Raw genomic sequence first — 25,424 nt, 5'->3', positions numbered from 1 at the left:
AAAGCCCCGCCTATTTTCCTTGCACCAAGGATCATTTGCGGGGACAAATCGATTGCCGGCTTCGTTATTTAGTTCGGCAAAACGGGCCTCTCCTGCATGAAATCGCCGTATTCCGCCATCCAGCGCTGCAGTTCTTCCGCCAGCCGCCGGATGTGAGGGGCATTCGCGGGGTCGCCCGAAACGTCGTTCGTTTCCCAAGGGTCGGCCTCCAAATCGAACAGCTGGATCCGGTCCGTTCCGGTATCGGTCACCGGCGAACGGTAATAGCGGATGAGCTTCCATCTGCCGTCCTTGACCATCCGCTGCACGTCGCGGTATGCCGTGCAGACGACGGGACGGAGACGCTCCCGGCCTCCGAGCAGGGGAACCAGGCTCACCCCGCCCGCACCGGCAGGCATCCGGAGCCCGCATAGCTCCGCCAGCGTCGGAAACATGTCGATGTTGCTGGCCAGCGCCGGAATCCGCCGTCCTTGCGGAACGCCCGGTCCCCGCAGAATGAACGGAATCCGAATGCTGTGGTCATAAACGTTCTGCTTGCCCATCAACCCGTGTTGGCCGATCGACAAGCCGTGATCCGCCGTATACACGATGATCGTATCCTCGTAGATCCCTTTGTCCTTCAGCGCGGAGACGACGCGCCCGATATGGGCGTCCATATGGGTGATCATCGCATAATAATCGGCGATATGGCGGCGGATTTCCGCTTCGTCCCGCGGGAGCCGCGCCAGCTTTTCGTCCCGCACCTCCATATCCCCCGAGTCAAACGGATGGCGCTCCAAGAAATTGGCGGGCAGCGGGATCGTCTCCGGATCGTACATTCCCGCATACGGCTCGGGCGCGGTACGGGGATCATGCGGCGCGGTATAAGCGAGATACAGATAAAAAGGCTGGTCCCGATCGTATTCCCGGATAAAATCGACGGCCGCGTTCGTAAACAGCTCGGTGGAGAACGTCTCGCAAACCTGTTCGCGTTCCTGCGGGTAGCTGCCTTCGGGATCAAACGGCTGGACCGGAACGCGGTCATGGTCGCTCATGCCGTAGAAAAACAGTTTGTCTCCCCCGGCGAAACTCCGGGCAAAGCTCCCCTTGTCGTTATGCCACTTGCCGACGGCATAGGTATGGTATCCGTCCGCCCGGAACGTTTGCGGCATCAGCGGAACGTCGGGGCTTATGTTCACGGAATGCTCCCAGACGCTGACGTCGCTTCCGACCATCGACCGGAAGATGGGCCGGCCCGTATTGACGCAAGCCCGGCTCGGCGCACAGACCGCCCCCGTCAGTCCCCCGAAAATATGCATTCCTTCAAGCGCCGTGCCTTCGCCCGACAACGCGTCCAAGGTCGGCGTTTGGATGACGCCGTTGCCTGAAGACCGAATGGCTTCGTAACGGTGATCATCGGAAATGATAAAAACAACGTTTGGTTTTTTCATGTTGCAGCATCCCTCCTTTTTGAAATAGCGTCCTTCCGTTTTCAAAGCGTCATTAACGGTTAGGGGCCGAGTTCACGGCAGCGCTTCGGTGTTCGTCCCTACACTCCTCTGACCCGCAATAAAACGGTCTGAACGTCCGCCGAATGAGGGCCGACCATAACGTCGAATTCGCCTTCCTCAACGGTTTCCTCCAAGTTCCTTCCCACGAAAGAAAGCTGCTCCGCTCCGATCTCGAACGTCACTTCCCGGGTTTCGCCCGGCGCAAGGAACACTTTGGCGAAGCCCTTGAGCTCTTTTTCGGGCCGGGTTACCGAGCTGACTTTGTCGCCGATGTAAAGCTGCACGGTTTCGGCGCCGGCCCGGCCGCCTTTATTCGTTATGCAAACCGTTGCCCGGGTACTCCCGTTTGCCGCGATTTCGGAGTCCGAAAGGGACAACGGCCCGTATTCGAATTCGGTATAGCTGAGCCCGTACCCGAACGGATAGCTTGGTTTCGTATCGGTTTCAAGGTAACGTCTTCCGGTCGTTCTTTTTCCGTTGTAACGGACGGGCAGCTGGCCGACATCCTTCGGAATCGATACGGTCAGCCGGCCCGAAGGATTGGCATCGCCGAACAGCAGGTCGGCAAGGGCGTTGCCGCCTTCCTGGCCCGGATACCATGCTTCCAGGATCGCATCGGCATGTTCGTCGATCCACGGCTCCGCAACCGGCCGTCCATTGATATACACGACGACCAGCGGCTTGCCCAGCTTTGCGATTTCTTGCGCAAGCTCTCTCTGCACGCCAGACAGCGCAAGCTTGGCGCGGTCGATCCCTTCCCCGCAGTCCATGTCGCTGTGCGGGCTGTCCGTGACGATCGATGCGCCGGTGCGCAGGTCGATCGTGCCTTCCCCGAAATCGCGCGCGCTCGAACCGCCGAGCACCAGCACGACCACGTCGGCTTTTGCCGCCGTTTCGACCGCCGTGTCGAACCCTTCCCGGCTGTCATCCTTGATTCTGCAGCCCGGCGCGTAAAGCACGCGCTCCGGCGCATGCGCCAACCGGTTCCGGATGCCGTCCAGAACGGTGGAGACGTTTTGACGGGGCTGCGGGGACGTGTAATCCCCAAGCTGGTTGTACATGTTGTCCGCATTCGGGCCGATGACGGCGATTTTGCCGGCGCCATCCTTGCTTAACGGCAGCATGCGATCCTTGTTTTTCAGCAGCACGATGCCTTCCAGAGCCGCCTGGCGGGCCAAAGCGGCATGTTCGCGGCTGCCGATGATCCGGGCCGCGCGCTCCGGGTCCACGTACGGCCGCTCGAACAATCCGAGCTCGAATTTGATGCGCAAAATGCGGGATACCGCCTCATCCAGGACCGCCATGTCCACGCGCCCGTTCAGCACCGCCTGCTCCAGATGGGCCCGGAACATGTCCCCCGACATTTCCATGTCCACGCCGGCATTCAGCGCGGCCGCGGCCGCTTCTTCCGGACTTGCCGCCGTATCATGTCCCCATACGAGCATGTTGATCGCCCCGCAGTCCGTGATGACGAACCCGTCGAAGCCCCACTGCTTCCGCAGCACGTCCGTCAGCAAATACGAATCCGACGTGCAGGGGATGCCGTCGATTTCGTTGTACGCCGTCATGACCGACTTCGCTCCGGCCCGGATGGCCGCCCGAAACGGCTTCAAATCCACCTCGTGCAGCTCCCGCAGCCCCATATGCACCGGCGCGCTGTTGCGCCCGCCCTCGGAGCTGCCGTAGCCCGCAAAATGCTTCAGGGTAGCGACGACGCTGTCATCCGCGTCCAGGCGTTCCCCCTGCAGCCCCCTGACGGCCGCTTCCGCCATGACCGAGACCAGGTAAGGATCTTCCCCGTACGTTTCCTCGGTGCGACCCCAGCGCGGATCGCGGACGACATCCAGCACCGGGGAATACGTCGCCGCCCCGCCCTGGCTGCGCGTCTCAAGCGCGATCGCCCGGCATACCCGCTCGTACAGCTCCAGGTTCCACGCGCTGGCCAGCGACAACGGAACCGGAAAGACGGTGGCCCCGATCGCCATATGGCCGTGGGAGCATTCCTCCCCGAACAGGATCGGGATGCCGAGCCGCGAATGCTCTATCGCGTAACGCTGGATGGCGTTCATCGTTTCCGCCCCCTCCCTCGGGGAGAGTCCCGTCTCCAGGGTGACCTCCGTCCACGGATCGGCGCGCAGCACGCCGTAAAGCGAACCGATTTTGCCTTGGGCCGCTTCCTCTTTAAACGACTCGGTCAACGTAATTTGCCCGCCGTGTCGCTCGTACACTTTCCAGCCGAACAGCTGCACCAGCTGCCCCGCTTTTTCCTGCAGCGTCATCAAACCGAGCAAATGCTCCGTTCTGGCTTCGATGCTTAAAGATGCGTCTTTGTAATTCACCGGTCGTGCTCCTCCTCCGTGACATATCCGGTTTTCCCGGCATGAAATCATTCGATGAAACAATAAAGGCAATAGCCAACCCCCGGCGAAAACGCCGGAGATGTTGGCTATTGCGGCTTGGAACGTCAGGTTATTTTCCAGTGTTCCAGCGGTCGTATGCTCCCTGGTACAGCTCGACGATGCGGTCGGCCCCCATTTTCTTCAGCTGGGCCACGTAGCTGTCCCAATCGGACAGCGGCACTTGCCCGGTGACGAATTTCGCCTCCATCTGCTGCACGTACGTATCGAGGTCGGAGAACAATGCGGAAGCTTCCGACTGTTCCTCGTTCGTCAAGTATACGTTAGGGAACGGCGTTTTGCCGATCGGCACGAGTTTTTCGGCGTTTTCTTTATCGATCCAGGCGTCAAAGTCGGTCCGCAGCCCTTTCGTGACTTCCGGATCGTTGATGCCCGGCGTCAAAATGCCGAAGTTCGGCGTAATCGTTCCGCGGTATTCCTCGCGGTCGCCGCCGCCCGGAACCGGCAGCCATTCCTTGACGTGGTTTTCCTTGTCTTTATATTTCCACAGCGTGCCTTCAGGTCCCTGGTTGAAGAGCGTGGAACCTTCATAGCCGTACAGGTAGTCGATCCAGCGCATGGTCGCTTCCGGATTCGGGTTTTTGTTCGTGATCGCAAAGGTGCCGTTGGCGGACATGCCCGGATGTTTGCCGTAGACCGGGGTGCCCGGAATTTCGCTTTTCACCGGCGTCATGAGCGGGTTGTCCCCGCTTGGCTCGCCGCCGAGCGTGAAGTACGGATAATAGTCGTTAAACAATGCGATTCGGTTGTCCTGCCCTTTCGCCTTTTTCTGGTCAGGCGTTTGCGAGAACGTTTCGTGATCCAGCAGGTCTTCCTTCCACAGCTTGTTCATGAACGTCAAATATCCTTTGTAGCCTTCTTCCTGAGGAGAATAATGCACCTTGCCGTCTTTGTCGGCGTAAATTTTCTCGTCGTACATGCCCCAGAAGCCGAAGAAGTACATGCGCAGGTCGTCCAGCTTGACGGAAGTCAGCGGAATTTCATCCTTTTTGCCGTTGCCGTTCGGGTCCTCTTCCTTGACGCGTTTCAGGAACGCATACAGCTCGTCGGTCGTCTTCGGCAGTTCGGTGACGTTCAAGGCTTTCAGGAATTTGCCGTTGTACCACATCGGGCTGCGGTACCAAACGGCGGCCGTATCGATGAACGGAAGCGCATACATATGTCCGTCCGGCGTCGTGAAGGATTTGCGCACGTCCGGATGCTCATCGAGTATTTTTTTAATGTTGGGCGCATACCCTTCGTCGATGTATTTTTCAAGCGGCAGCAGGATGCCCTGCGTACCGTAGGTTACCTGCTCCGACGGCTTAAGGTCGGCGGCGTACAGCATATCCGGCAGATCGCCGCTCGCGAACATCAGGTTTTTCTTCGTGGCGAAGCTGTCGATCGGCGAAAGCTGGGGCTCCAGGTGAATGCCGGTCAGTTTCTCCATTTCTTTCAAGACGGGCATCTGGTTCCAGTCCGCTTTCCCCGCATCCTGGGACATCACCTTAAGCGTAATCGGTTTGTCAACGATCGGGAAGCCTTCTTTTTTGACGCCTTCGGCCGCTGACGGGGACGCTGAGCCTTTTTCTCCCGCTCCTTCTTTGGAACCGCACGCCGCCAACAGGCTGACGGACACCGCGAGGCAGAGCGCAATGGATGAAGCCTTGCGAATCTTGTTCATGACAACAACTCCCTTTTTCAATGTAAGTTTTTGATATATGGCAAGATCAGCCCTTGACGGAACCGATCATGACACCTTGCACAAAGTAACGCTGAAGGAAAGGATAAATGACGATGACCGGCACGGTTGCCACGATGATGACCGCGTATTTGACCAGCGCTGCGATTTCAGCTTTGCTGTTCATTGCCGCCGCCGTCGAGGCGTCGATCGCCCCGCCGCCCTGGGCCGCCATCTCCTGCAACACGAGGATTTGGCGCAGGACGAGCTGCAGCGGATATTTGGCCGAATCATTCAAATAAATAAGCGCCGAGAAATAGCTGTTCCAGTTGCCCACGCCGTAAAACAGCGCCATGACCGCAATGATCGGCATCGACAGCGGCAGGATGATCTTCACGAACAGCCGCATGTTGGTACAGCCGTCGATTTGCGCGGCCTCCTGCAGCTCCTTCGGAATCGAGCTCTGGAAAAACGTGCGGGACACGATGATGTTCCAGATCGATGCCGCAGACGGAATGACGATCGCCCACATGGTGTTGATCATGCCAAGCTGCTTGACGAGCAGGTAAGTCGGTACCAGACCGCCGCCGAAAAACATCGTCACCATGAACATTCCCATAAAGAAATTGCGGCCGACGAAATCCCTGCGGCTCAGCGCATAAGCTGCGGGCAGCGTAACCACGAGGTTGATGGCGGTCCCTACCACCGTATATAAAATGGTGTTCGCGTATCCGTTCCAAATGTTCGAATTTTCAAACACCCGTTTGTAGCCTTCAAAAGTGATGCCTTTCGGCCACAGCCACATTTCCCCGGAGCCGACGAACTTCGGATCGCTGATCGATGCGCTGATCATGTACACCAGCGGATAAAACACGATTGCAAAGGCCAGAAAAACGTAAATGTAGTTGCAGACGAGAAACGCCTTGTCGCGTTTGGTTTCTTTTACGCCCGAAAGCATCCGCGCATCCTCCTTTCTACCACAAGCTGTTTTCGCTCGTCCGGCGCACGATTTGATTCACGACGATCAGCAGCACGCAGTTGATCACGGAATTAAACAAGCCGATGGCCGTCGAGAAGCTGTATTGGGCATCCACGAGCCCCGAACGGTACACGAACGTCGAGATGACGTCGGAAGAACTCATGTTGAGCGGATTTTGCAAAAGCAGTATCTTTTCGAAGCCGACCCCAAGCAAACTTCCCATATTGAGAATCAGCAGGATCGTCATCGTCGGGATGAGCGTCGGGATGTTGATATGGCGGATGCGCTGAAACCGCGAAGCCCCGTCGATGATGGCCGCTTCGTGAAGCCCCGGGTCCACGCCGGAAAGCGCTGCCAAATAAATGATCGTGCCCCAACCCGCGCTTTGCCACACGCCCGATAACACGTACATCGTTTTGAACCATCTCGGATCCGTCAAAAAGTCCGGCGCTTGGAGGCCGAGCCCTTCAATGACATGAACGACGATGCCCGTCGAAGGGGACAGGAACGAGATGATCATCCCGGCCATGACGACGACCGAAATGAAATGCGGCGCGTACGTGACCGTTTGGGCCAGCTTTTTGAAAAAGCCGTTTCTGACCTCGTTAAACGCAAGCGCCAGAATGATCGGAATCGGAAATCCGACGGCGAGTTCGTACAAGCTGATGCTCAGCGTGTTCCACAACAAATCCCAAAAATAATACGAATGGAAAAAACGAATGAAATGGTCGAAGCCGACCCACGGGCTGCCCGTGATCCCTTTGGTGGGAATGAAGTTTTTGAACGCGATTTGGATGCCGTACATCGGCCCGTAGGAGAAAATGAGAAAGTACAGAAACGCCGGCGCAATAAAGATGTACAATTCCCAGTTCTGGACGATTCTTTTCCAGACGCCTTTGCCGGATGTTTTGCGTTTCGGTACCGCTCCCAGCGGGATGGCCGTTTTCGTATCCTGCATAGAACCACTCCCTCATCCACTGATGAACGTTTTGGCTGCCCGCTCCTTCCCGGACTACACGCCCGGCGGCCTGACAGCGCTTACAACCCCAAAGATATCCGACCCCGCGGGACTCGTAAATATGCCATTTTTGCAATGGGGCAAAAACGCGCTCCGCTCCTAAATTCGTGCCGGACACCAAACGTCGTTGTCAGGCGTAAATATGTCATTTTTGCTTGGATTTACGCCCTTTTGAGCTCCCGACCGCAAAAATGACAATGGGCAGACAACCCTTGGCTGGCCCCCGTTTAAGCTGACATCAAAAACGCCATGTATACGCTTACAGGCGAGTGACGTTTTTTTATTGACGCTTAAAGGAAGATAGATCGTCCCGGATCGAAACGGGTTCCCTTGTCTTGCTCCTGATCCTGACCGGCAGCAAAAAAGACACGCCGTTTCCGGCGTGCCTTCGATCGGGCTTCCGACCCGATACCGGGCCGATCAAACGTGGTCACTGATCCGCTTGGATCGTCCCTTATTTCAATACGCTGCCGCCGTATAAAAAGCGGTACTTCCAGGAGTTCGTAAAGTCCGTCACCACGACGCCTCCCGCTTTTTGCGAATAGGTATGAAGGAGTTTGCCGTCCCCCAGGTACATCGCGACATGCGTGATCCGCTGACTGGATTTATCGATGCCTTGGTACGCGGCGCTGCTGGAGCCTCTGTAGCTCATGAAAAAGAGGATGTCGCCGCGCTTCAGGCCGCCCACGTCATAAACCGGCGTGCTTTTTTCTTTGATCCAGGCTCCTTGCTGGCGGGAATCGGCAGGAAGCACCAGTCCGGCCCCTTCCTTGAAAATTTGGCGGATGAAATCGGAGCAGTCGAAGGTCGTGGTCGTATTCCGGTTGGAGCCGAATTCATACGGCGTGCCCAAATATTTCATGCCCGTTTGGATGACCTTCTCGATGGCTGCCGATGCGTTCTGGGATGGTTTCGGCGCCGCCGTGTTTCCATCCGGTTTCGACGATCCCGCCGAACCTGCGGCCACTTTGATGTATTGGCTGGAGGAGCTTGTGTATCCGACCTTGCCGGACGACGTTTTTACTTTGTAGTAATATGGCGTGCTTTGGTCCAAAATTGTCACTTGCTCCCCGCGCTTCAAGTAACTGAGAACATGGCTGGAGAGGGAAGGCTTGTCCCTTAATCGGACCGAGGCTTGAACCAAGCCGGTCTGAACCTTGGCTGCCGATTGGACTACGGCCGAAGCCTCCGCCGCATGGGACGGAGATGGAAGAATGATGGCTGCCGATATCGCCGCCGATACCGCAAGACAGCCGAGCATGCTTTTCTTGATGTTGATCATGTTGTTTCCTCCTTGAAAAGATTACATTTTTGTAACATTTAGGTTATAGCGTTGCCTCAGGCATGGTTTGTGTTGTACTGTTCACCATTATGTCAGAGCTTGGACGTTGGGACATGGTCAATATTTCACAAAAAATCTCTCCAAATTATGGTTAAATATAGGTCTTTTGTCCCTGTGGAGATAGGAAAATGGTTATATAGGAATATTAAGGATCTGCCGAGACTTAAAAATCCCAGAGTTCGTACTACTAAAACGACGCATCTATGCGGGCATCGTGGCAGGAACCCTTGAGTAGTACAAAAAACGGCGCACGATCCGTGATCGTAAACGCCGTTTCTTTGGCGCATGGCCGCAAGTGGCGGTTAGCGCGGTTTTATTCATCTTTTCCTTCGTAACGGAAATAGGAAAAATCGGCATGTATGCCTTGGAACTGCTGCATGTCGTGGACCGCAATCCCTATAAAGTTCCCCGTAAAACCTCCGCTCAGGAAGCCGATGTCGGTCGCCCCATGCAGCGGCTGCCAATCTTCTTCGCCGGCACCCGCCCGATAATAAAACCGCGCCTTTGTGCCCTCCGCTTCCACCGACAGCTGGACCGACTCGCCTGGAACCGGAACAAGTACCGGCAAAAGGGCGAATTCGTCCGCCGCGCAGCGCATCATCCGCAGCACCTTGCCCTGTCCTTCTTCGTGGGTGGCATAAGCGTACAAATAATTGTCTTCATTGAGGTACAGCATCAGCCCGGCCATTTGCAGATAACTTTCCGGCGCAAATTCGAACGCGGTTTCGGCGCGAAAACGGACGTCGGTTTGCCGGATCGCCACCATATGCTGGCGGAACAGGCTTTGCGGAGACTCCCCGGCGCGGATTCGCAGATATCCGGGGCGCTCGCGTTGGGAACACCAGCTTTCATCCGCCAGGATCCGAAGGGTATTCCACGTTTTGTTCAACTGCTCGCCATCAAAAGCGTCCTCAAAAATATGCCGTTCCGTCCGCTCCGGCACCTCCACGCCTTGGGGAGCCGGCACCTCCGTGCGCGGCGCGCTGCCGCCTCCCGTCAGGCGCAGCCAGCCTGCGTCATCCCAATACACTTGCTGAAGCGCGGTTTCCCGTCCCAAAATGGCGTATTGGCCTTCGACCGGACGCGTGCATAGATGGGCCATGTACCATTCGCCTGCGGGCGTCTGCACGAGGCTGCCGTGCCCTGCGCATTGCAGCGCCAGCTCCGGCCGCTCTCGCGAGGTCAGCATCGGATTGAGCGGGTCCACTTCGTATGGGCCGAGCAAGTCCTTCGACCGTGCCACGGTCACCGCGTGTCCCGCCCCCGTTCCGCCTTCGGCCGTAATCAGGTAATAATACCCGCTTCGTTTGTAAATGTGGGGCGCTTCCGTCTTTTTCAGCCAGGTGCAGTCGAACAGCTTATGCGGTTTGCCCACAAGCCGCCGCTGCCCGGGATCGTATTCCTGAATGACGATGCCGCTCGATTTGTTTCCTTCCGTGATGCGGTAATCCCATAAGGCGTTGAGCAGCCATTTCCGCCCGTCCTCGTCGTGGAACAGCGAAGGATCAAAGCCGCTGCTGTTCAGGTACACCGGTTCGGACCAAGGCCCTTCGAGCGAGCTTGCGGTGATCAAATAGTTATGCGCATCCTTAAACGGGCGTTTCGTGCTTTTCACGTCGGTATACAACAGGTAAAAAAGGCCGTCGCTGTAGCTGAGCTGCGGTGCCCAGATGCTGCAGTTTTTCGGATTGCCCCGCAAGTCGACCTGGTCCGTGAGCAGATCGGTAAAATGCTCCCAGGAGGCCAAATCCCGGGACCGGTACACCCTGATCCCCGGAAGCCATTCAAAAGAAGATACCGCGATATAATACATGTCGTCCACGCGCAAAATGCACGGGTCCGGATTAAATCCTTTCAAAATCGGGTTTTTGATCACGCCTCTTGCCGTCGTTACTGCCATGTTCCGTTCTCTCCTCCCTGAATCCAGAAATCCGTGCCTTGGAACACGTCTTTTTTATCCGGGGCCGCATCAAGCGAACCGGTGCAAAGCGCCCATGGCACCCGCCGCTCCCGCAGCGTTTTGGCGTCAAGGACCCCGAATTCCCGGTAGCGGACCGTCGTTTCGTTGGCGGGATTGTCCCAGTTATGCCAGCCTTCGGGAACGATATGCCCGCCCAGCTTGCAGCTGACGAAATCCGTCTTGGCATGCGCCCTCCAGGGACGGCCCAAATACACGCCCGTCACCCCGGGCTCCGCCGTCAACGCGCAATCCCGGAACACGTAGCCGTGTTCCGCTCCCGGCGGCGTCGAAGCCGCCGTCACGTACCCCCGGCTCCCCCGCTTCGCATGGGCCAAGCTGCGAATTTCGCACCGCTCGAAAAAGGCGGTCGCTCCGCCGAAAATAAAATCGACGGTGCCTTCGATCCGGCAGTACTGGTACAGCTGGCGGCAGCGGTCATGGCGCTCTTTTAACGGGATGCCGCCAAAGGAGCCCCCATGCTTGGGCGCCGGGGGCAGCGGCCCGGTAAACAGCGTATCCTGATGGCCTTTGAAGGTGCAGTGCCGGAACACGGCTTCGTCGCAATAGGCGGATACCGCAACGGCCTGCCCGATGCCGTCTCCCTGCCCCGCCGCATTGGTTACGACCAGATTTTCCAGCAGCAGCCGCCTGCCGCCCAAAAACAAGGTCGGCGTCGCAAAGGTTCCGATCTCTTCTCCCGTTTCGTCCCTTTGTTTGGCGTAACGGTTCATCGTCAGCTCCACGCGCCCGATGCCGACGATGCGCAGGTTCGAGCGGTAAATCCGGACCGCCTCCTCATAGACGCCGGACAGGATGTACAGCGTCTCCGGCCGCTCGCCGGGCATCCGTTCCAGCGCGTCCACCGCTTCCCGGATCGTATGAAAATCGCAAAAGCTCTCTTTTCCAACCAGCATGCCGCATGGCCGTCCTTTCTTTGGGCCTATTCAACGAACGCATCTGCCGTTGTCCCCGCCTGCCGGCAAACCATCCGTCCTACGTTTCGGTTTCGCTAAGTTCCGGCTCCGGCGGTGCCGCCGTGACCTGCTCCACCAGCTTTTCCGGCTTGCGGGTGTTTCGCGAGCGGCAGCCGGACACCTCGACGTTGTCCCCGTTTTCAATATAAAACGCCGGACCTTCGTGATTTTCGACCGTCACGTGGCGGAACTGCACGTCCCGGACGTTGCCCAGGTAAAAGCCCCGGTTGTTCATGTCCTCGATTCCCGCCATCATGGCCGGCTTGCCCGGAATGGCCTGTTCAGCCATCGAAATGTCGATATCCGTGAAGGTCACCTCGGAAACGTAGCGCTCGGCCAAACCGTACAGGAAACCGGCTGCCGCATGGACGTTCCGCGCCGTAATGTTCGCAAAATGGATCCGCCGGAACGTCGGCGTTTCCTCCGTTACCGGGTATGGCCGCTTATCCCACACGTATTTGTCTTTGCCGCGCGGACCGCAGAAATAATACAGGTTCATGATAAACGGGCAAATGACGTCTTCCATCACGATATTGCTCACCCGGACGTCCTCGACGGTCCCTCCGCGGCCCCGTCTCGACTTAAGGCGGATGCCGCGGTCGGTCTGCTTGAAGATGCAGTTCGTGATGGCGACGTTCCGAATGTCCCCGCTCATTTCGCTCCCCAGCACCACCCCGCCATGGCCGTGGATCATCGTGCAGTTGGCGATCGCAATGTTTTCGCACGGTACGCGCTCCTGCGTGTCTTCGGTTCCGGATTTGATGGCGATGCAGTCGTCCCCGACGTCGATATGGCAGTTGCTGATGCGCACGTTGCTGCAGGATTCCGGATCGATGCCGTCGGTGTTCGGCGAATCGGCCGGATTCCAGATCGAAACGTTGTCGATCGTTACGTCGTTGCAGCGGATCGGGTTGATCGTCCAGCTGGGGGAATTCCGCAGCGTGACGTCCTTGATCGTCACCCGGGAGCAGCCGTCGAAGCTGATCAGCTTGGGCCGCGGGTATTCAAGCTCCTGCCGCCGGTTGCGGAACAGATCCCACCACGCCTGGCCGTTGCCTTCCAGCGTCCCGCTGCCGGTGATCGACACGTTGACGAGGTCTTTGCCGAAAATGCAGGAGGCGTGGACCTGGCGCCGGACGCCTTCCCAGCGGGATTCCACGGCAGGATAATCGCCCGGATCGGTCGTGAAGGAAAGCACCGCTCCCGGGCTCAGACGCAGCTCGATATGATCCTTCAGAAAAATCGCCCCCGTGCGGAAGGTTCCCGCCGGCACGTATACGGTGCCGCCGCCGGCCGCGCTTGCCGCGGCGATGGCGGCGCGGATCGCTTCCGTCGACGGCTCCGGGCTGTTGCGGTGCGCGCCGTAGTCGATAATGTTATGCAAGTGCATGTCAGCTCCTCTCGTTATGCTGAAGCTTCGGCGACCGGGCGACCGGATGCCGCCGGTTCAGTCTCTTCCATGCGGCGATTACGCCTTCGCGCGAGGCAACGCCTCATATTCGGCGCAGGCCTGCAAAAACGCGCCCAGTCCTTTTTGGTCGTTCGTCACGATCGGCTCGCTGATGTAATAAGCGTACGTGCCGTCCCGCTTGTCGGCGCCGCCGAGGCCTGCGACCTGGCAGTTTTTGTTCAGGTTGACCCAGCCTTCCTTCGTTTCCAGCACGAATTCGGCGATCAGCCCCCGGTACGCTTGATCGAGCGTCTCCCTCCAGCCGTCGTCCAGCACGCCCAGACGGATGCCTTTGGCCATGGCATACGTGAACATGCTGGAAGCCGATGCTTCCAAATAATTGCCCTTGCGGCCCCCCTGGTCGACCACCTGGTACCACACGCCGCTTTCGGGATCCTGGAATTTGCGGATGGCCGCCAGCGTATCGCTCAGGATGCGGACAAGCTCCTGATAATCGGCATGCTGCACCGGCAGCAGGGCGAGCACATCGACCAGAGCCATGACGAACCAGCCCAAGGAACGGCCCCAGAAATTTGCGGACAGCCCCGTCTCCGGATCGCACCAAGGCTGCTCCCGTTTTTCGTCCCATGCATGGAACAGGAGGCCCGTTTTCGCATCTTTCGTATGCCGCTCGCAAAGGATGAACTGCTTCGTGACGTCGCCGATGCCTTCCCCGTCCTCGAACGCAAGCAAATATTCGAGATAAAAAGGGGAGCCCATGTACAACCCGTCGAGCCAAATTTGATAAGGATAGATTTGCTTGTGCCAGAACGCGCCTTCGGACGTCCGCGGATGCGACCGCAGCTGATTTCGGAGGAGCTCCGCCGCTTTTTTGTATTTATCCTGCTTCGTTTCGGCATGCAGGACGAACAGCAGTTTTCCGTTGTTGATATGGTCGATGTTGTATTCGTCCAGGCGGTACCCCCGGATCGTGCCGTCTTCCTGAATGAAATCGTCCATGTTGTCCTGAATGAATCGATAATACGCACGGTCGCCGGTTTGGCGCCAAAGCAGCTCGAAGCCTTTTAGCACCACGCCGTAATCGTATGACCATTTGCCCCCGTAACCTTTGTCTTCATGCAGCTTCGGCGTTCGTTCCATGATCGATTTTGCCGTACGCGCGGCCCAGCTCGTATGTTCCATGATGACCTCCTGCGGAATAAATAGGTCCTAACCCCGGGTTAGGCGGATAGGACCCTATTTTTGTTATGGTTTTAATTCCTTACTTTTTGGCGGCTTTGTATGCTTCTTCGTATTCGGCGATGATTTTGCTGCCGCCGGATTTTTTCCAGTTCTCGACGGCGTCCTTGAACCCGTTCAGGTCGATTTTGCCGAGAATGTATTTGTAAGTGGCGTCGGTGATGATTTTTTGCAGCTCGGAGCCCTGCGTCGAATAGGTTTCCGATTCGAGCGAATAAGCCGGGTTCAGCACCGCGTACTTCGCGTTTTCCTTGATCAGCTTGTCGGATTCGGCCTTCAGCGGATCGGAGTCGTGGATTTTATAGCCGGTTTCGTTCGGACGGGAAGACGCAAACGGCTGCACTTCCTGCTGCCACAAATCCTGGTTGATGATCGTAGCCGCATCGTTTTCGTCCACTTTGTAGTGAACGTCTTTGATGCCGTACGTCATCAGGGCGTACATGTCGTCATCCATCAAGTCGTTGACGAATTTCAGCACCCGCTTCAGCTCCGCTTCGTCCTTCACTTCCGATTTCGGGAAGGCCAGCAGGCCGCCGATGCCGTTGTTGCCCGCCCAAATATGGCGCTCGGATTCGCTGCCGGTCGGCGTAATGTTATTGGCGAGGACGAGCTCCATGTTGTCCTGGACGCCTTTGGCCATGTTTTTCAGGTTTTTGCTGTCAAACAGTGCTCCCACGTAGATGCCGGCTTTGCCCTGCGCGAATTTTTGCTGCTGGTCGGTTTTCGCCGTCACGGCAAAGTCCTGGTTGATGTAGCCGTTGTCGTACAGCTTTTTCATGTAATCCATCGTTTTGACGTATTCTTCGGTATCGAATTCCGGCGTCATTTTGCCGTCTTCGCTCACTTTCCAGTAGTTCGGAACGCCCATGTAGGAGCCGAGCGTTTTGAATGCGCCGTACACGAGGTCGCTGCGGTCCATGAAACCGGTCGTATCATTTTTGCCGTTGCCGTCGGGATCTTTTTCGGTAAACGCTTTGGCGACTTCCATCAGCTCATCCAGCGTTTTCGGCACGGGCAGTCCGACCTTATCCAGCCAGTCCTTGCGGATGACAACGCCGTTGCGGGCCAAATCCTTCTGGAACGGGATGCCGTACAGCTTGCCGGCGATGGAAGCAGATCTGCGCGTGTCCTCGGAAATTTTGGCCAGGTTCGGGAACTCGTTGAGATACGGCTCGACTTCCCAGAACATGCCCGATTTCAGCGCATTGCGTACGGAAGAGTTGTCGAGAATGGTCAAGGTGACGATGTCCGCCAGGGAATCCGAAGCCAGCGACGTGTTGATGCGTTCTTCTTTGGATGCGTCCGGGATCCAGGAGAATTTGACCTCGGCGTTCGTTTTTTCTTCGATCTTTTTAATGATCGTGTCCGTCGGCGGCGAAGCCGTATGCAAAATGTTCAGCCAAGTGATGCTTGTTTTCGCGTTTGCGTCGGAGCCGCTTCCGGTCGTCCCCCCCGCCGCTTTTTCTTTCTCGCCGCATGCCGTCAGTACCAGCGCGGAGCAGATCGCAAGCGCGGCCATTTTTTTGACCATTTTTTTCATCTTCATTTCCCCTTTTTCAAATGATTGAGAGCATCCCGCCCGCATGATCAATAGACGCCGTCTTCCCCGAATTTTTTGGCGAGCCGATTGGAGAGCATGACCAGAATCAACCCTACCAGCCCTTTGAAAAGGCCTACGGTGGTGCTGAAGCTGAGCTGGCCGTTTTTCAGACCGGCGGTGTAAATGTAGGTGTCGAAAATTTCGGCGACCTCGCGGTTGAGGGAATTAAGCAGCAAGTACATATGTTCAAAGCCCAGATCGAGCGTGCTGCCGATTTTTAAAATCAGAAGCGTAATGATGACCGGACGGATGGCCGGCAGCGTAACATGCCATGTTTTGCGCAGCCTTCCCGCGCCGTCCATCTCGGCGGCCTCGTACAGCTGGGTGTCCACGACCGTGATCGCCGCCAAATAAATGATGGTGGACCAGCCGAGCTCCTTCCAAATGACTTGTCCGATATATACGGTCCGCAGCCATTCGGGAGAGGTCAGGAAGCTGATTTTCGGCAGCCCGAGCGCGGCAAGCATCTCGTTGAACACCCCTCCGTCCACGGTCAGGAACACGTAAGTAATGGAGACGATGATGACCCACGACATAAAATGCGGAATGTAAATGATCGTCTGGACCGCGTTTTTAAACAGCTTGTGCCTGACTTCGTTCAGCATGAGCGCCAAGATGATCGGAAGCGGAAAAAAAATGACGATGTTCAGCGCAAACAAAATCAGCGTGTTGCTCAGCAGCATAAAAAACGTCGGTTCCGTAAACAAACGGATAAAATGTTTGAATCCCACCCAGGGGCTGCCTGCAATGCCTTGGTAAGGCTGATAATCCTGAAACGCGATCACGAGTCCGCCCATCGGCAAATATTTAAAAATAATGAAGTAAAGCACGCCGGGCAAAATCATGAGGTACAGCAGCTTGTTCCGTTTCAGGCTATCGAGACGCATTCGCGCCGGCCGCTCCTTTTTGGCGGCTTTCATGTTCATGTTCACTGCGGCGGTACTTGAATCCTTCACCGAGTCGACCTCCTTGTCTTCATGTTGACGTCTACGTTGTTCAGCTTAAGGTCTTTTCGGCATTCCGTACATAATCATTTCATGATAGCGATTGCAAAACGGCGCGGTTATGCGGTTTCCGGCCTGTTCACCTCATCTGATGATCGCGATGCAACATAATGATTATGCCGCAATTCCGGCCCGGTTCGACTGCCGTTTACCGTCCCGGCAAGACCTTAGCATTTGATTATATACGTAACCCTTCCGGCTTGATAAAGTGTCCATGAAACCGACTACAAGGAGGACAAACTTATGGCACGATCCCTTAGAAAAAAACAATCCGCAGGCAGCATCGCATTTACGGTTGTGAACTCCACGTTATTGATATTGATCGCGCTCGCCTGCCTGCTGCCTTTCGTGAACGTGATCGCCAGTTCGTTTGCGTCGACGCAGGAAGTGGTGGCCAAAAAATTCATTTTGTTTCCGACCACGTTTTCGTTGGATGCATACCGGTACATTCTGTCGACGCCGACCATCTTTAAAAGCTTGGCCGTTTCGATCGGCGTGACCCTCATCGGCACGGTGGTGAGCATGGCCTTGACCGCGCTGATGGCGTACGGCCTCTCCCGCAAATATTTATATGGAAGAAACGCGATCAACTTCATCGTCGTATTTTCCATGCTGTTCAGCGGCGGCATGATCCCGACGTTCCTTGTCGTCAAAAGCCTTGGACTGATCGACTCCTATTGGTCGCTTGTCCTTCCGGTCGCGATCAATGCCTTTAACCTCATCATTATGCGGAACTTCTTTCAGGCGCTGCCGGACAGCCTCGAGGAATCGGCCAAAATGGACGGCTGCAACGACTTCGGGGTATTTTTCAAAATCATGCTTCCCCTGGCGCTGCCTTCCATCGCGACGATTTCGCTGTTCTACGGCGTAGCGTATTGGAATACGTACATGAACGCCATCCTGTACATCACCGATTCCGCCAAATGGCCGATCCAGGTGCTGCTGCGCCAGATCGTCATCGTCTCGAGCGGCATGCAGGCCGAAAGCACGTCGGTCGACGTCGTCCCCCCTGCGCAGACGATCAAAATGGCCGTCATCGTGATCGCCACCGTGCCGATGCTCGTCGCTTACCCGTTCGTGCAAAAGCATTTCGTCAAAGGCGCGCTGCTCGGATCGGTCAAGGGATGACGCAAGCCTGATGCATCGATCCAGCCGTCCGGTTGACGGGCATGGATCAGTAGCGGCCGGCATGGCAACGCGTCCGGTCTTTCCCGAAGCGCCCCACCCGTGTTGGGCCCTTGCCCTGAATCCGAACGTTCGCAACCCAAAAAAGTCTTGCTTTCCCGCAGGCATTCGATGCGCGAAAACAAGACTTCTTGACGACCGGCCCCGGCTACTGCGCCTGCTTCAGCTTGCGGTACGAACCCGGGGTAACATGTTCTTTTTTGCGGAACGATCGGATGAAATTTTGGGAATTGTGGTACTGCAGGCGTTCGGCGATGTCTTTGATCGTCATGTCGGTTTCCACGAGCCATTTTTTGGCCATTTCGAGCCGGTAATTCATCAAATATTCGCTGAACGTCATGCCGAATTCCTTTTTGAAGATGCTGCTTAAATAGTTGGGATTATAATGAAGGCGGTCGGCGATCCATTCCAGGGACAACTCCTGGTCGTATTCGGCCCGGACGATCGCGGCGATTTTTTCGGACAAGGAACGGAACTGCTGGTTCGTTTTTTCCTTCATGCTTTTGACCATCGGCAAAATGACTTCCTGCACCAAAATGCGTTCGATTTCCTCCGGGTTCCGGATGTCGAGCAACCGGTGGTACAGCGCGTGGTTGTCCTTCGTCATCAGCACCTCGACGCCCAGCAGCTGCTCCAGCTGGATCAGGTTGTTCACGAAACGCACGAGCGCCACTTCGAAATTCATCGAATTGTTGTTCTTTTTCATCATTTCCGCCAGCAGCGGATACAGGAAACGGGGCACCTGCTCTTCGTCCCCAAGCCGGATCGCGTCGAACAGCTGGGATTCCAGCTCGGTCGGATAATGGAGGAGCGCCGGGCCGGATACCAGCATGGCCATGTCTTCGTAAAAAATGATCGATTCCTTGCCGAGGTTCAGCCGATGGTGCAGCGCCTGCTTGCTCATTTCGCAGGCTTCCTTGCTTTCCCAGAGCCGGCCGTACGTTTGGCTGATGCCGAAGCTGACCGACACCTTCAGGTATTCGCGAACCGCTTTCATGATCGTCTTGGCGTAATCCAGAACCTGCTTTCGGATCTCCTGCTCGCCGGTGCCGTCAAAAACCAGAATCGTCGCCTGGGTTTTGTCGTTCAACAGGATCGGCAGCAGTCTCGATTCCTTCGGCACGATCTCTTCCACCATCTTGTTGATGGCAAACAGCAGCAAATCTTTATCCGCCGCCTCGCGTCCGCCGTAGCTGTCCATTTGGATCAGCATCGTGACATAACGCGGCTTTTCGATTTTTTCGTACCCGAACCGCGGCATGATCCGTTCCAGCTCTTCAGGGGTGACCCGGTTGCGGAACAGGTTCAAGATCAGCTGCGTTTCAAGCTGCGGCAGTTCGGCTTCGATCAGGTTCTCCAGGTTTTCTTTTTCGGTGACGATCCGGTTGATGGAGTGCAAAATCCATTCGACTTCGTTTTTGAAGGACGGATGCGGATGTTTGGGCAGGCTGCGCTGGATTTGCTGCAGCGGTTTGTTGAAGTAAACGGCGATCATATAGGCGATGATGACGATAAAGACGGTAATGACGAATCCCATCATGATCAAACCGAACTTGGTCGTCTTGAGCGCCTCGGATATTTCCTTCTGGTCGAGCAGCGTAACGTAAGTCCAGTTGTTGTAGCTGGATCTTGCATATATCGCTTTGACGGGGCCGTCCCCCGCGTCCGGTACCGTCACCGTCCCGGTCCGGTGCTCCGTGCCGACCGATTTGGCGATGCCTGCAAGCTGCTCCTTCGTCAGCCGTTTGTCTTCCGGGCCCGTCTCGTACATCAGCTCGCCCTGTTTGTTCAGAATGATGATCGGCGTGTTCTCTTCGGTTTTCAGCGTGTTGTCCAGGGTGGCGAGCGAAATGTCGGACAGGGCGATCGCCTGCTTTTTGGTCGAAAACGCGGGCAGCGTATTGACGAAACGGATGCCGTCCTTCGTTTTCATCCAGAAGAGCCCCCGCTCCTGGCCGTTAATGTAGGTGTCGTACAGCGCCTTGCGGTCCGCCTCCGTTAAATAGGAGAGCTTGCCGTTCGAGATTTTCCAGTTTTGGGCCAGGCTGATCAGCGAATATTCCGTGCCGTCCAGTCCCATTGTGGCAATGTAGTTCAGCTGGGTGTTGACGTTGCGGTATGCCTCGAAGTCTTTTTCGGTAATCGGGTTTTTGACGACGGATTCGAACGAGCTGGTCGTGCTGTATGTATTGAAGGCGTATTCGATCGTTTGGATTTTCTGCTCCAAGGAATTTTTCGTTTGCGAAATGAAGCTCTGCTTGCTGCTTGAAACCCTGTCCACGACGGAATGGGTCGTATTGACGTAAATATAGGCTCCGAAGCTGATGACAAGCCCGACGCCGAGTACCAGGATCGGTATGAAGGTTTTGTAAAACATGCGGCCTTTTTTCATCGAAATACTCCTTTAACTGCGTCTTTGGTTCCAATTATAGCGTTTACATCATGTTATTGACAAATGATTTTTCACGTGTGCATTTTCTTTGATTTTCCTTGACTTGGGAATGGCAAGAACTTAAACTGAAAGCGTGAACAAACGGGCAGCGCCTATCGGCGCCTGGATCAAGCAAGCGCTCGAAACCGCGGACGTGTTCTTGGGTTTGGGACGCGACAGGCTCCGATCAGGAATGACCCGATTCCATCCATTCAGGAAGACCAGAGGTAGCAATGATTACGATAAAAGATATCGCCCGCGTCGCGGGCGTTTCCCACACCACCGTTTCCAGGGCGCTTAACGGAAGCCATCTCATCAAAAAGGAAACCCGCGACAAAATCGAAAAAATCGCCGCCGAGATGAACTACATCCCCAACTATAGCGCCAAAAGCCTGGTGATGAGAAGGTCGTACACGATCGGACTGTTTTTCTCGAGCATCGACCAAGGCACTTCGTCAAGCTTTCTCGTCGACGCGATGAAGGGCATCCACCACGTGCTGGACGAAAATTACAACCTGACCGTGCACGGCATCGACGGCATCAAGCATTTCGACGCCATATTGCCGCAGCGCTTCGACGGCATTCTCGTCATGAGCCAAAGCGACGCGGACAACGCCTTCATTTATCACGTCAAAAAAATGGGCATTCCGCTCGTCGTGCTGAACCGGCAGCTCGAGGACCCCGGCATCATGAACGTCGTGGCCGGCGACCGCGAAGGCGTCAGAGAGGCGATCGATTACGCTGCGGCGCAGGGGCACCGGAAATTCGCCATCATCGAAGGGAAAGCGGGCTTCAAATCTTCATCCGAACGCAAACAGGGTTTTCTGGACAGCCTGATCGCCAACCGGCTGCCGCTCGTCCCGGAATATTTTGCGGCGGGCGACTACGGCATCGAAAGCGGTTATGAGGCGATGGCTTCGCTGCTGTCCCTCCCGGATCCGCCAACCGTCGTCTTTTGCGCGAACGACGACATGGCCATCGGGGCCATGAACGCTTGTTACGCCGGAGGGGTTTCGATTCCGGAGCAAATGTCCCTGATCGGGTTCGACGATATCGTGTTCGCCCGGTACACGAACCCGGCGCTGACGACCATCCATCGGCCCGTGGCCGAAATCAGCAAGCTCGGCACGACCAAGTTGATCGAGCTGATGAAGGAACCGGACCACGAACCTCAGCGCCTTTTCGTAAAAACCTCGCTGGTCGTGCGCCAGAGCGTGGCTTCTGTATGACCGATGCATCAGAGGCCTCTATTTTTTAATCAAAATGTTAACGTGTGCATAAACAACGTGACTTATCTATTTGAATAAGGAGATGATCTTTGAATGGCGCAGCAACTCTCCAGAAGCCTGCTCCCCGAACTGCCTGCATACCCCGAACGCATGATCCAATTCGGCGCGGGCAACTTCATGCGCGCTTTCGTCGATTGGCAGCTGCAGCAGATGAACCGCCAAGGGCTGTTCCAAGGCAGCGCGGTCGTCGTGCAGCCGACGCCGGGCGGGCAAGCGGATGCGATCAACAGGCAGGATGGGCTGTATACCGTGCTGCAAAACGGCATTTTCCAAGGGCAAACCGTCAATTCCCGGGAGATCGTCTCCTGCGTGACCCGCGTCATCAACCCTTATCAGCAGTTTGACGAATTCCTCGCGCTGGCGGAGGACGATTCCCTGGAGTTCATCACCTCGAACACGACGGAGGCCGGCATCGCCTACGATGCGCGGGATGAAGCCGGAGACCGCCCCCCCCTCAGCTTTCCGGGCAAATTGACGGCGCTGCTGTTCAGGCGTTTTGCGCTCGGCAAAAAAGGATTCGTGATCATCCCCTGCGAGCTTGTCGACCGCAACGGGGAGCAGCTCAAGCAGCTTGTGCAGCGGTATGCGCGGGAATGGCAGCTGGGCGAGGCGTTCATGGCCTGGCTCGATGCGGAAAATACCTTCTGCTGCAGCCTGGTCGATCGGATCGTCCCCGGGTATCCCCGCGGCGAGGCCGAAAGCCTGGAGAGCGATCTCGGCTACAAAGACGATCTCATGGTCGCATCCGAGCCCTATCTGCTGTGGGTCATCGAAGGCCCTTCGTGGCTGCCTGAACGGCTGCCGCTGGACCGCGCGGGACTAAACGTGCTGTTCACCGGCGACATGACGCCTTATCGCGAACGCAAAGTCCACCTGCTGAACGGTCCCCACACCGCCATGGTACCGCTCGGATTGCTGGCCGGCTTGGAAACGGTGGAGGACGTCATGAAGGATGAATGCTTCTCGGGGTTCGTGCGGGACCTCATGGAAAAGGAAATCGCCCCGATGCTCGATCTTCCGCAAGCCGATCTGCTCGCCTATGCGAAGGATATCCGGGAGCGTTTCAGCAATCCCTTTATCCGGCATGAACTGGCGTCGATCTCGCTGAACAGCATTTCGAAGTTCAACGCCCGCCTGCTGCCGATCCTCCGGAAATACGCCGGCGCCAAGGGAGAGCTCCCGCCGTTGTTGACGTTGTCTTTGGCCGCGCTGCTGCTCAGTTACCGGGGCGATCGCGTGCCGCGCAAGGATGTTCCCGGGGCGATCGCCGCCTTTGACGAGGCTTGGAGCCGTCCCGATACTTTCGCCGAGACCATTTTGAGGAACGAAAGCTTGTGGGGGGAGAACCTCGCGCTCATCCCGGGCCTGGTCCCCGCCGTCGCGGAACGAATCCGGCAGTTGGAGCAGGCCGGCAGCCGATCGGCATTACAACAACTGGTATAGGAATAGGAGGTTCCCAATGAAACAATGGCTGAAATTAAACCCGCGGGACACCGTTGCCGTCGCCCTCCGCCCGATTGCCGCCGGGGAAGCGATCACCGGCCTGGATCGGCCGCTGACGGCCCTTTCGGATATTCCACAGGGGCATAAAATCGCGCTTGCCCGGTTCGGGCCCGGCGACATGATCACCAAATACGGTTATCCGATCGGCCATGCCGCCAATGCGATCGAACCCGGCGAATGGGTGCACACCCATAACATGAAAACGAACCTGAGCGGCGAGGAAAAATATGAGTACGTGCCCGACCTGCATCCGATCTCCTATCCGCCGCGCGGCCTGACCTTTCAGGGCTACCGCCGCAAAAACGGCAAAGTCGGCATTCGCAACGATCTGTTCATCGTCCCGACCGTCGGCTGCGTGAACGGCATCGCCGAGCAGATGCTGCAAGAGTTCAAGGCGATCCATCCCGATTTGGGCCCGTTCGATAACGTCACCATCCTCAAGCATCCTTACGGCTGCTCCCAGCTTGGCGACGATCACCGGCAGACCCGCAGCATCCTGCTGGATGCCGTCAAACATCCGAATGCCGGGGGCGTCCTTGTGTTTGGGCTCGGCTGCGAAAACAACGTCGTAACCGAATTCCGCAGCCTGCTCGGCGATTATGACGAGGAGCGCGTGAAGTTCCTGGTGGCGCAGGAGGTCGGCGACGAAGTCGAAGCGGGTCTTGCGCTGCTGGAAGAGCTGCATGAAGCCGCGAAAACCGACCGCCGCGAGCCGGTGCCGATCAGCGAATTGAACGTGGGGCTCAAATGCGGCGGCTCCGACGGATTTTCGGGCATTACGGCGAATCCGCTGCTGGGCGCCTTTTCCGATTTCCTTATTTCCCAGGGCGGTTCGACGGTCCTGACCGAGGTGCCGGAAATGTTCGGCGCCGAAAAAATGCTGATGGCCCGCGCGGAAAACGAAGAGGTTTACCGATCCATCGTCGAACTCATCCAAAACTTCAAGCAATATTTCCTGTCGCACGGCGAACCGGTGTACGAAAACCCTTCCCCCGGCAATAAAGCGGGAGGCATCAGCACGCTCGAGGACAAATCGCTCGGCTGCACGCAAAAAGCCGGAACGGCGCCCGTCGTCGACGTGCTGCAATACGGCGAAAAGCTCCGCAAAAAAGGCTTAAGCCTGCTGCAGGCGCCGGGCAACGACCTTGTCGCCTCCTCCGCCCTGGCCGCATCGGACTGCCATCTGGTCCTCTTTACGACCGGACGCGGCACGCCTTTCGGCAGCTTCGTGCCGACGGTGAAAATCGCGACCAACAACGAGCTGTACGCCAAAAAAGGCCATTGGATGGACTTTAACGCCGGGCCGCTGCTCGAAACCCCGATGGCCGACATATTGGAGCAATTTATCGCATACGTAATCGAAGTCGCCAGCGGCCGGAAAACCCGAAACGAGCAAAACGACGTGCGCGAGCTGGCCATCTTCAAAACCGGGGTCACGCTATAAGAGACCCCACAAAGGGGAGCTTAAGCTTTGAAGGTTATTCCAATTACTTTGCGGGGGCCCCGAACGAAAACAAAGACACCCACAAAGGGGAGCTTAAGCTTCGATGGTTATTCCGATTACTTTGCGGGGGCCCCGAACAAAAACAAAGACACCCCACAAAGGGGAGCTTAAGCTTTGAAGGTTATTCCAATTACTTTGCGGGGGCCCCAAACCAAAACAAAGACACCCCACAAAGTGAAGTTAATGCTTCGAAGGTTATTCCAATTACTTTGCGGGGGCCCCGAACAAAAACAAAGACCCCTCACAAAGTGAAGTTAATGCTTTGAAGGTTATTCCGACTTATCCTAAATCATTTATTTGAGCGTTTTGCAGTAATCTGAGGCCTTGAGCCGTAAGGATTTTCGGACATAAAAAAGGGACTTCACCCCAACTTGGAGAAGTTTTCAAGTGACCAAACCCAAAAACCTCAAGGATGGAG

17 protein-coding genes are annotated in these 25,424 nt (G+C 56.5%); 4 read left to right on the top strand and 13 right to left on the bottom strand.

Annotated features, from left to right (window positions below; genetic code table 11):
* Window positions 1-68: 68 nt before the first annotated feature.
* The 12 genes from AC27KL_RS06075 to AC27KL_RS06020 all read right to left on the bottom strand — a co-directional run bounded on the left by AC27KL_RS06075 (window position 69) and on the right by AC27KL_RS06020 (window position 17,016).
* A complete protein-coding gene (locus tag AC27KL_RS06075; protein ID WP_487169163.1) occupies window positions 69-1,430 on the bottom strand; it encodes a sulfatase family protein in 1,362 nt (453 codons plus the stop codon).
* 98 nt (window positions 1,431-1,528) lie between these two features.
* Window positions 1,529-3,829 (bottom strand): glycoside hydrolase family 3 N-terminal domain-containing protein, encoded by a 2,301-nt coding sequence (locus AC27KL_RS06070; RefSeq protein WP_487169162.1) that lies wholly within the window; start codon window positions 3,827-3,829, stop codon window positions 1,529-1,531.
* 130 nt (window positions 3,830-3,959) lie between these two features.
* Complete coding sequence (locus AC27KL_RS06065) at window positions 3,960-5,570, bottom strand: extracellular solute-binding protein (RefSeq protein ID WP_339321654.1); 1,611 nt, start codon at window positions 5,568-5,570, stop codon at window positions 3,960-3,962.
* Between the two features lie 46 nt (window positions 5,571-5,616).
* Window positions 5,617-6,525 (bottom strand): carbohydrate ABC transporter permease, encoded by a 909-nt coding sequence (locus tag AC27KL_RS06060; RefSeq protein ID WP_340997865.1) that lies wholly within the window; start codon window positions 6,523-6,525, stop codon window positions 5,617-5,619.
* Between the two features lie 16 nt (window positions 6,526-6,541).
* The gene (locus AC27KL_RS06055) at window positions 6,542-7,504 is read right to left on the bottom strand and encodes an ABC transporter permease (RefSeq protein WP_036706504.1); all 963 of its coding nucleotides are present in this window, start codon (window positions 7,502-7,504) and stop codon (window positions 6,542-6,544) included.
* A gap of 514 nt (window positions 7,505-8,018) precedes the next feature.
* On the bottom strand, window positions 8,019-8,846 hold the full coding sequence (locus AC27KL_RS06050; RefSeq protein ID WP_487169161.1) for a C40 family peptidase: 828 nt from the start codon (window positions 8,844-8,846) through the stop codon (window positions 8,019-8,021).
* 373 nt (window positions 8,847-9,219) lie between these two features.
* A complete protein-coding gene (locus AC27KL_RS06045; RefSeq protein WP_487169160.1) occupies window positions 9,220-10,806 on the bottom strand; it encodes a glycoside hydrolase family 43 protein in 1,587 nt (528 codons plus the stop codon).
* Window positions 10,797-11,780, bottom strand: coding sequence for a pectinesterase family protein (locus AC27KL_RS06040; RefSeq protein ID WP_487169159.1), 984 nt, complete (start codon window positions 11,778-11,780; stop codon window positions 10,797-10,799). Before AC27KL_RS06040 ends, AC27KL_RS06045 begins: the two co-directional genes overlap by 10 nt.
* A gap of 79 nt (window positions 11,781-11,859) precedes the next feature.
* A complete protein-coding gene (locus tag AC27KL_RS06035) occupies window positions 11,860-13,230 on the bottom strand; it encodes a glycoside hydrolase family 28 protein (RefSeq protein WP_487169158.1) in 1,371 nt (456 codons plus the stop codon).
* A 78-nt stretch (window positions 13,231-13,308) separates the two neighbouring features.
* Window positions 13,309-14,433 (bottom strand): glycoside hydrolase family 88/105 protein, encoded by a 1,125-nt coding sequence (locus AC27KL_RS06030; RefSeq protein ID WP_487169157.1) that lies wholly within the window; start codon window positions 14,431-14,433, stop codon window positions 13,309-13,311.
* A gap of 79 nt (window positions 14,434-14,512) precedes the next feature.
* A complete protein-coding gene (locus AC27KL_RS06025; RefSeq protein WP_212950393.1) occupies window positions 14,513-16,030 on the bottom strand; it encodes an extracellular solute-binding protein in 1,518 nt (505 codons plus the stop codon).
* Between the two features lie 47 nt (window positions 16,031-16,077).
* Complete coding sequence (locus AC27KL_RS06020; RefSeq protein ID WP_487169421.1) at window positions 16,078-17,016, bottom strand: ABC transporter permease; 939 nt, start codon at window positions 17,014-17,016, stop codon at window positions 16,078-16,080.
* A gap of 321 nt (window positions 17,017-17,337) precedes the next feature.
* On the opposite strand from AC27KL_RS06020, the gene AC27KL_RS06015 reads away from it, so the two are divergent.
* On the top strand, window positions 17,338-18,222 hold the full coding sequence (locus AC27KL_RS06015) for a carbohydrate ABC transporter permease (RefSeq protein WP_036706498.1): 885 nt from the start codon (window positions 17,338-17,340) through the stop codon (window positions 18,220-18,222).
* Window positions 18,223-18,427: 205 nt separating this feature from the next.
* Here the strand turns inward: AC27KL_RS06015 and AC27KL_RS06010 are convergent, their stop codons facing one another.
* Window positions 18,428-20,671: a helix-turn-helix domain-containing protein gene (locus tag AC27KL_RS06010; RefSeq protein ID WP_487169156.1), complete on the bottom strand. Its 2,244-nt coding sequence runs from the start codon at window positions 20,669-20,671 to the stop codon at window positions 18,428-18,430.
* Between the two features lie 272 nt (window positions 20,672-20,943).
* Here AC27KL_RS06010 and AC27KL_RS06005 point away from each other — a divergent pair, with 272 nt between their 5' ends.
* The 3 genes from AC27KL_RS06005 (at window position 20,944) to AC27KL_RS05995 (ending at window position 24,946) form a co-directional block, all read left to right on the top strand.
* Window positions 20,944-21,939 carry a LacI family DNA-binding transcriptional regulator gene (locus tag AC27KL_RS06005; RefSeq protein WP_487169155.1) on the top strand — a complete coding sequence of 332 codons (996 nt, stop codon included), beginning with the start codon at window positions 20,944-20,946 and terminating at the stop codon, window positions 21,937-21,939.
* A gap of 93 nt (window positions 21,940-22,032) precedes the next feature.
* Complete coding sequence (locus tag AC27KL_RS06000; RefSeq protein WP_487169154.1) at window positions 22,033-23,442, top strand: tagaturonate reductase; 1,410 nt, start codon at window positions 22,033-22,035, stop codon at window positions 23,440-23,442.
* Between the two features lie 16 nt (window positions 23,443-23,458).
* Window positions 23,459-24,946: a UxaA family hydrolase gene (locus AC27KL_RS05995; protein WP_487169153.1), complete on the top strand. Its 1,488-nt coding sequence runs from the start codon at window positions 23,459-23,461 to the stop codon at window positions 24,944-24,946.
* Window positions 24,947-25,424: the final 478 nt, after the last annotated feature.

It is taken from the genome of Paenibacillus sp. YAE3 (genome assembly GCF_057546105.1).
The sequence above is the reverse complement of the archived record's forward strand: the minus strand, read 5'-3'. Positions and strand labels throughout refer to the sequence as shown.

Bases quoted from the DNA above. Each gene is read 5' to 3' on its own strand.
- AC27KL_RS05995 (WP_487169153.1), top strand. From the start codon at position 23,459: ATGAAACAATGGCTGAAATTAAACCCGCGGGACACCGTTGCCGTCGCC.
- AC27KL_RS06010 (WP_487169156.1), bottom strand. From the start codon at position 20,671: ATGAAAAAAGGCCGCATGTTTTACAAAACCTTCATACCGATCCTGGTA.
- AC27KL_RS06050 (WP_487169161.1), bottom strand. From the start codon at position 8,846: ATGATCAACATCAAGAAAAGCATGCTCGGCTGTCTTGCGGTATCGGCG.
- AC27KL_RS06015 (WP_036706498.1), top strand. From the start codon at position 17,338: ATGGCACGATCCCTTAGAAAAAAACAATCCGCAGGCAGCATCGCATTT.
- AC27KL_RS06045 (WP_487169160.1), bottom strand. From the start codon at position 10,806: ATGGCAGTAACGACGGCAAGAGGCGTGATCAAAAACCCGATTTTGAAA.
- AC27KL_RS06035 (WP_487169158.1), bottom strand. From the start codon at position 13,230: ATGCACTTGCATAACATTATCGACTACGGCGCGCACCGCAACAGCCCG.
- AC27KL_RS06060 (WP_340997865.1), bottom strand. From the start codon at position 6,525: ATGCTTTCGGGCGTAAAAGAAACCAAACGCGACAAGGCGTTTCTCGTC.
- AC27KL_RS06055 (WP_036706504.1), bottom strand. From the start codon at position 7,504: ATGCAGGATACGAAAACGGCCATCCCGCTGGGAGCGGTACCGAAACGC.
- AC27KL_RS06000 (WP_487169154.1), top strand. From the start codon at position 22,033: ATGGCGCAGCAACTCTCCAGAAGCCTGCTCCCCGAACTGCCTGCATAC.
- AC27KL_RS06005 (WP_487169155.1), top strand. From the start codon at position 20,944: ATGATTACGATAAAAGATATCGCCCGCGTCGCGGGCGTTTCCCACACC.
- AC27KL_RS06075 (WP_487169163.1), bottom strand. From the start codon at position 1,430: ATGAAAAAACCAAACGTTGTTTTTATCATTTCCGATGATCACCGTTAC.
- AC27KL_RS06065 (WP_339321654.1), bottom strand. From the start codon at position 5,570: ATGAACAAGATTCGCAAGGCTTCATCCATTGCGCTCTGCCTCGCGGTG.
- AC27KL_RS06030 (WP_487169157.1), bottom strand. From the start codon at position 14,433: ATGGAACATACGAGCTGGGCCGCGCGTACGGCAAAATCGATCATGGAA.
- AC27KL_RS06025 (WP_212950393.1), bottom strand. From the start codon at position 16,030: ATGAAAAAAATGGTCAAAAAAATGGCCGCGCTTGCGATCTGCTCCGCG.
- AC27KL_RS06040 (WP_487169159.1), bottom strand. From the start codon at position 11,780: ATGCTGGTTGGAAAAGAGAGCTTTTGCGATTTTCATACGATCCGGGAA.
- AC27KL_RS06020 (WP_487169421.1), bottom strand. From the start codon at position 17,016: ATGAACATGAAAGCCGCCAAAAAGGAGCGGCCGGCGCGAATGCGTCTC.